4 protein-coding genes and 1 pseudogene are annotated in these 6,000 nt (G+C 71.5%); all 5 read left to right on the plus strand.

Annotated features, from left to right (window positions below; all coding sequences use genetic code 11):
- Nucleotides 1-52 precede the first annotated feature (52 nt).
- Nucleotides 53-1,756 carry a xylulokinase gene (locus BIU95_RS14210; protein ID WP_071251964.1) on the plus strand — a complete coding sequence of 568 codons (1,704 nt, stop codon included), beginning with the start codon at nt 53-55 and terminating at the stop codon, nt 1,754-1,756.
- On the plus strand, nt 1,753-2,463 hold the full coding sequence (locus BIU95_RS14215; RefSeq protein ID WP_017888397.1) for an L-ribulose-5-phosphate 4-epimerase: 711 nt from the start codon (nt 1,753-1,755) through the stop codon (nt 2,461-2,463). Before BIU95_RS14210 ends, BIU95_RS14215 begins: the two co-directional genes overlap by 4 nt.
- Nucleotides 2,460-3,995, plus strand: a complete 1,536-nt coding sequence (gene araA, locus BIU95_RS14220) for an L-arabinose isomerase (protein WP_071251965.1) — start codon at nt 2,460-2,462, stop codon at nt 3,993-3,995. Before BIU95_RS14215 ends, araA begins: the two co-directional genes overlap by 4 nt.
- Nucleotides 3,996-4,012: 17 nt before the next feature.
- On the plus strand, nt 4,013-5,287 hold the full coding sequence (locus BIU95_RS14225) for a D-arabinono-1,4-lactone oxidase (RefSeq protein WP_071251966.1): 1,275 nt from the start codon (nt 4,013-4,015) through the stop codon (nt 5,285-5,287).
- Between the two features lie 511 nt (nt 5,288-5,798).
- Nucleotides 5,799-6,000, plus strand: a pseudogene (locus BIU95_RS18785) (hypothetical protein); the annotation flags it as partial.

The raw sequence follows: 6,000 nt of genomic DNA on the forward strand, positions 1-6,000 counted from the left end.
ACGTGCCAGGATGTGAGCGCTCACTGAGGACGACGAGGTTCTGGAGGAACGCATGGGCGACGACCGCCGACAGCGGATCGTGGACGGCCGCACCACGCTCGGGATCGAGCTCGGCTCCACCCGCATCAAGGCCTGTCTGGTGGACGAAGACCTCGTCCCCATCGCAGCCGGGTCCCACGAGTGGGAGAACGAGTACGTCGACGGGCGCTGGACCTACTCACTCGATGCCGTCGAGACCGGACTCCGTGCCGCGTACGCCGCCCTGGTCGCCGACGTCGAGTCGCATTACCGCGTGACCCCGACGACCTTCCGCGCGGTGGGCGTGAGCGCGATGATGCACGGCTACCTGACGTTCGACGCCGCGGGCGAGCTGCTCGTGCCGTTCCGCACCTGGCGCAACACCTCCACGGGTCCCGCAGCCGAACGGCTCAGCGACGCCCTCGGGTTCAACATCCCGCTGCGCTGGTCGATCGCGCACCTGTACCAGGCGGTCCTCGACGACGAGCCGCACGTGGCCGAGATCGCCGGTGTGACGACCCTGGCCGGCTACGTCCACCGTCGTCTGACCGGCCGGAACGCGCTGGGTGTCGGTGACGCCAGCGGCATGTTCCCCATCGAGGGCGGCCCCGTCGACAGCGGCCCCGGTGACCCCGGTGCCAAGGACTTCGACCCCGCCATGCTCGCCACCGCGGAGGACCTGATCGGCCTGCCGGACCTGCGGTCCCTGCTGCCCGAGGTCCTGGTGGCCGGCGCCGAAGCGGGCGAGTTGACCCCCGAGGGAGCGGCCTGGCTCGACCCGACCGGCACGCTCGAACCCGGTGCGCCGCTCTGCCCGCCCGAGGGGGACGCCGGCACCGGCATGGTCGCGACGAACGCGGTCGCTCCGCGCACCGGCAACGTCAGTGTCGGCACGAGCATCTTCGCGATGGTCGTGCTCGAGCAGCCGCTGACCACGGCGCACGAGGAACTCGACGTCGTCACCACCCCGGCCGGGGACGCCGTGGCGATGGTGCACTGCAACAACGGCGCGAGCGAGATCGCGAGCTGGGCCCGGGTGTTCGGGCGCTTCGCCGAGGCCTCGAGCGAGCGGACCGGCGCGACGCCGATCGGCATCGACGACGTCTACGCCACGCTGCTCGCCGAGGCCGTCGCCGACGACACCGACCCGGACGCCGGCGGCCTGCTCTCCTTCAACTACCTGGCGGGCGAACCGGTCACCCACGTCGAGGACGGCCGGCCCCTGCTGCTCCGCACCCCCGGCGCACGCTTCACGCTCGGCAACCTGGTGCGCTCCGAGGTGCACGGCGCCTTCGCGACCCTGGCCATCGGCATGGACGTCCTGCACGGCGAACAGGTGCAGGTGGACCGGATGACGGCGCACGGCGGGCTCTTCCGGACGCCCGGCAGCCCGCAGCGGCTGCTCGCGGCGGCGTTGCGCGTGCCGATCGCGCTCGAGGAGACCGCGGGCGAGGGCGGAGCGTGGGGGATCGCGGTGCTGGCCGCCTACCTCGAGCACACCGACCAGCAGCTCGCCGACTACCTGTCGGACACCGTGTTCGGCGGGGACGCCGTGCACGTGGCCGAACCCGAGCCGGCGGACGTCGCCGGGTTCCAGACGTACCTGGACCGCTACCGGGCGGCACTGCCCGTGCAGGACGTCGCCGCGGCGGCGACCCGCCCCAGCGCGACCACAGGACCGACCGAAGCGACCGACGGCGCCGACCCGCGCCTCCAGACAGAGGAAGTGACCCGATGACGGACGCGATCGACGAGACCACACGCCAGGCGGTGGCGACGACGCGGGAGCGTGTCGCGCGCCTGCACGGCGAACTCGTCCGCTACGGCCTCGTGATCTGGACCGGCGGCAACGTCTCCGAGCGCGTGCCCGGTACGGACCTGTTCGTCATCAAGCCGAGCGGGGTGTCGAGCGACGACCTGACGCCGGAGAACCAGGTCGTCTGCACCCTCGACGGCGTGCCGGCCGAGGGCTGGGGCAACGCGCACGGCCCCTCGAGCGACACCGCTGCGCACGCCTACGTGTACCGGAACATGCCCGAGGTCGGCGGTGTCGTGCACACCCACTCGACGTACGCCACCGCCTGGGCCGCCCGCGCCGAGGCGATCCCGTGCGTGATCACGGCGATGGCGGACGAGTTCGGCGGACCGATCCCGGTCGGCCCGTTCGCGATCATCGGCGACGACTCGATCGGCCACGGCATCGTCGACACCCTGAGCGGTCACCGCAGCCGTGCGGTCCTGATGCAGAACCACGGCGTCTTCACGATCGGCAAGGACGCGAAGGACGCCGTCAAGGCCGCCGTGATGTGCGAGGACGTGGCACGGACCGTCCACATCGCGAAGCAGGGAGGCGAGGTCGTCCCGATCCCCGAAGCAGACATCGATCGACTCTTCGATCGCTACCAGAACGTCTACGGACAGAACCCCGAAGGAGCCATGCGATGACGCAGGACACCACCGTCGACCCCCAGGCCACGCTCGACAGCTACGAGGTCTGGTTCCTCACCGGCTCCCAGGGGCTCTACGGCGAGGAGACCCTGCGCCAGGTCGAGGAGCAGAGCAAGGCCGTCCACGCGGAGCTCGCCGGGCACCTGCCGGCGCAGCTCGTCTGGAAGCCCGTCCTCAAGGACGCCGACGGCATCCGCCGGGCGCTCATCGAGGCGAGCGCCGACGACAAGGTCATCGGTGTCACCACGTGGATGCACACGTTCAGCCCGGCCAAGATGTGGATCGGCGGCCTGCAGGCCCTGACCAAGCCGCTGCTGCACCTGCACACGCAGGCGAACGTCACGCTGCCCTGGGCGGACATCGACTTCGACTTCATGAACCTCAACCAGGCCGCGCACGGCGACCGTGAGTTCGGCTACGCCCTGGCCCGCCTGGGCGTCCGGCACGCCACGGCCGTCGGCCACGTCTCGGACCCGCGCGTCCAGCAGCGCGTCGCGAACTGGACCCGTGCCGCCGCAGGTGCCGCGGCCGTCCGCGAGCTGAAGCTCACCCGCTTCGGCGACAACATGCGCTACGTCGCCGTCACCGAGGGCGACAAGACCGAGGCCGAGATCGAGCTCGGCGTGCAGGTCAACACGTGGGCGGTCAACGAGCTCGCAGCAGCGGTGGACGCCGCAGCAGCGGACACGGCAGCGGTCGACGCGCTCGTGGCGACGTACGAGCGCGACTACGACGTGGACCCGTCACTCCGCAGCGACGGTGGCGAGCGTCACGCCGCGCTCCGCGACGGCGCCGCCATCGAGATCGGCCTCCGCACGCTGCTCGCGCAGAACGGAAGCGCCGCCTTCACCACGAACTTCGAGGACCTCGGCTCGCTCAAGCAGCTGCCGGGCCTGGCCGTGCAGCGCCTGATGGCCGACGGCTACGGCTTCGGCGCCGAGGGCGACTGGAAGACCTCGGTCCTGGTCCGCGCGATGAACGTCGCCGGCGCCGGCCTGCCCGGTGGTGCGAGCCTGATGGAGGACTACACCTACGACCTCACCCCGGGCGCCGAGAAGATCCTCGGGGCGCACATGCTCGAGGTCTCGCCGACGCTCACCACCACGAAGCCGGCGCTCGAGATCCACCCGCTCGGCATCGGCGGCAAGGACGACCCGGTCCGCTTGGTCTTCACCGCCGACTCCGGCGAGGCCGTCGTCGTCGCGCTCTCCGACACCCGCGACGGGTTCCGCCTCACCGCGAACGTCGTCGACGTCGTGCCCCCGACCGAGGCCCTGCCGAAGCTTCCCGTCGGCCGTGCGGTCTGGGAGCCCCGGCCGTCGTTCCCCGTCGCCGCCGAGGCCTGGCTCACCGCCGGCGCCGCGCACCACACCGTCATGACGACGGCGGTCGGCCTGCAGGTCGTCGAGGACTTCGCGACGATGGTCGGCACGGAGTTCCTGGTGATCGACGAGCACACCACCGCACGCGGGTTCCGCGACGAGCTGCGTCTCCAGCAGACGTGGCACCGTCTCGACCGCGGCTTCTAGGGGAGTCAGGACCCACGATGGACGACGTGATCGCGGCCGAGCGCACGCGCACGAACTGGGCGGGCAACGTCACCTACCGCGCCTCGGCGCTGGCCCGCCCGACGTCGGTGGACGAGCTCCAGCAGCTCGTCGCCTCGACGCCGCGCCTGACGGCGCTCGGCTCGCGACACTCGTTCAACACCATCGCCGACACGGATGCCGTCCAGGTCTCGCTGTCGGACCTGCCGCCCGTGCTCGACATCGACACGGCCCGGCGGGTGGTCCGTGTGGCCGCGGGCATGACGCACAGCCAGGTCGCGGCCGGACTGGAGGCCCGTGGCTGGGCCCTCGGGAACCTCGCGTCCCTGCCGCACATCTCCACGGCCGGTGCCGTCGCCACGGGGACGCACGGCTCCGGTGTGCGGAACCCGTCGCTCGCGCAGGCGGTGGTCGGCCTCGACGTGGTGCGCGCCTCCGGCGCGCTCGACCACGTCGACGCTGCGTCGCCGGACGGGCTGCTCGACGCCCACCGCGTGGGGATCGGCGCGCTCGGCGTCGTCACCGCGGTGGAGCTCGCGATCGAGCCGACGTTCCAGGTCGCCACGACGGTGCACCTCGACCTGCCGTGGGAGGCCGTGGCCGCGCAGTTCGACCAGGTGATGTCCGACGCGTACTCGGTGTCGATGTTCACGTCGTTCGACGACCGGGGCGCCCGGCAGGTCTGGGTCAAGCACCGCGTCGACGAGGCCGCACCGACGGTCGACCTCGTGGCCCTCGGAGCCCGTGCAGCCTCGGGTCCGGTGCACCCGGGTGAGAACGACCCTGCCGGGGTCACCGAGCAGGGCGGCGTGCCAGGGCCGTGGGCCGAGCGGCTGCCGCACTTCCGGTCCTCGTTCACCCCCTCGACCGGGGCCGAGATCCAGGCCGAGTACCTGATCCCCGCGGCCTCGGCCGTGGCGGCACTCGAGGCGCTCCGACCGCTGGCGTCGCTGTTCGCGCCGATCCTCATCGCCGCCGAGGTCCGCACCATCGCGGCCGACACCGCCTGGCTCGCGCCGTCATCCGGCCGACAGTCGGTCGGTCTGCACTTCACGTTCCGCCGGGACGCCGCCGCCGTGGCCGCGGCGGTCACCCGGATCGAGGACGTCCTCGAGCCCTTCGACCCGCGGCCGCACTGGGGCAAGGTCTCCGCTGCCGGCGCCGAGCGGCTGCACGAGGCGTACCCGCGGCTGTCCGACTTCGCCGCACTCGCCCGTGACCTCGACCCCACGGGGCGGTTCCGCAACGCGTTCCTCGCGCGCATCCTGTCCTGACGCGATTGACAGGTGTCCCGCACCACCGGCTGTGGTGCGGGACACCCGGGTCCTCAGTCCTTGCGGGACAGGTCGATCAGGAGCCTGACCACGGTCACGAGCAAGCTCGCGATCCCCAGCCAGGGCACCCGACGTCTGGACCGATCATCGGCGTCGTTCGACATCGCTGACCTCCTGGTGTCGTCGCCGGCTGACACGAGGAGCTTCGGCCGAGGGATGCGTCGCCGAGCGGGCTCGGCTACCATCGGTTCCGAGCGTTGGAATCGGGATGGTTGATGCATCCCTTGGCTTTCCACTCGGAAGGCGAATCGAGGCCCGGAACTGTTGTCGCAGTCCCGGGCCTCACGCTTTCGCCCAGGTCGCGCTTCGGCGATGACGCGACCGGAGCCAGCCTACGTGCATGTGTCCGCTGATATGCAGATCGACTCTCACAGGGGATCCCCATCGGATGCCCCGGCGAACCCCCGCTTCGGTACCGGTCGTCCACATGTGAGGACGCAAAGGTCGGGGCATGGCGAACCTCAACCGCATCATCGGCATGGCCTCGAAGGTCATCGACAAGCAGCTCCAGAAGCGTGGGCAGGGGGGAACCGCGCCCGGCGCCGGATCGCAGCAGGGCGGGACGGACTGGCGTGGCATCGTGCGGAGCGCCGCGGACAAGCTGACCGGTGACGACCGGGGCCAGCAGCAGCCGCCGCAGCAGTACGGCCAGC

The sequence above is a fragment of the Curtobacterium sp. MCBA15_007 genome (assembly GCF_001864905.1).
Taxonomy (GTDB): Bacteria; Actinomycetota; Actinomycetes; order Actinomycetales; family Microbacteriaceae; genus Curtobacterium; species Curtobacterium poinsettiae.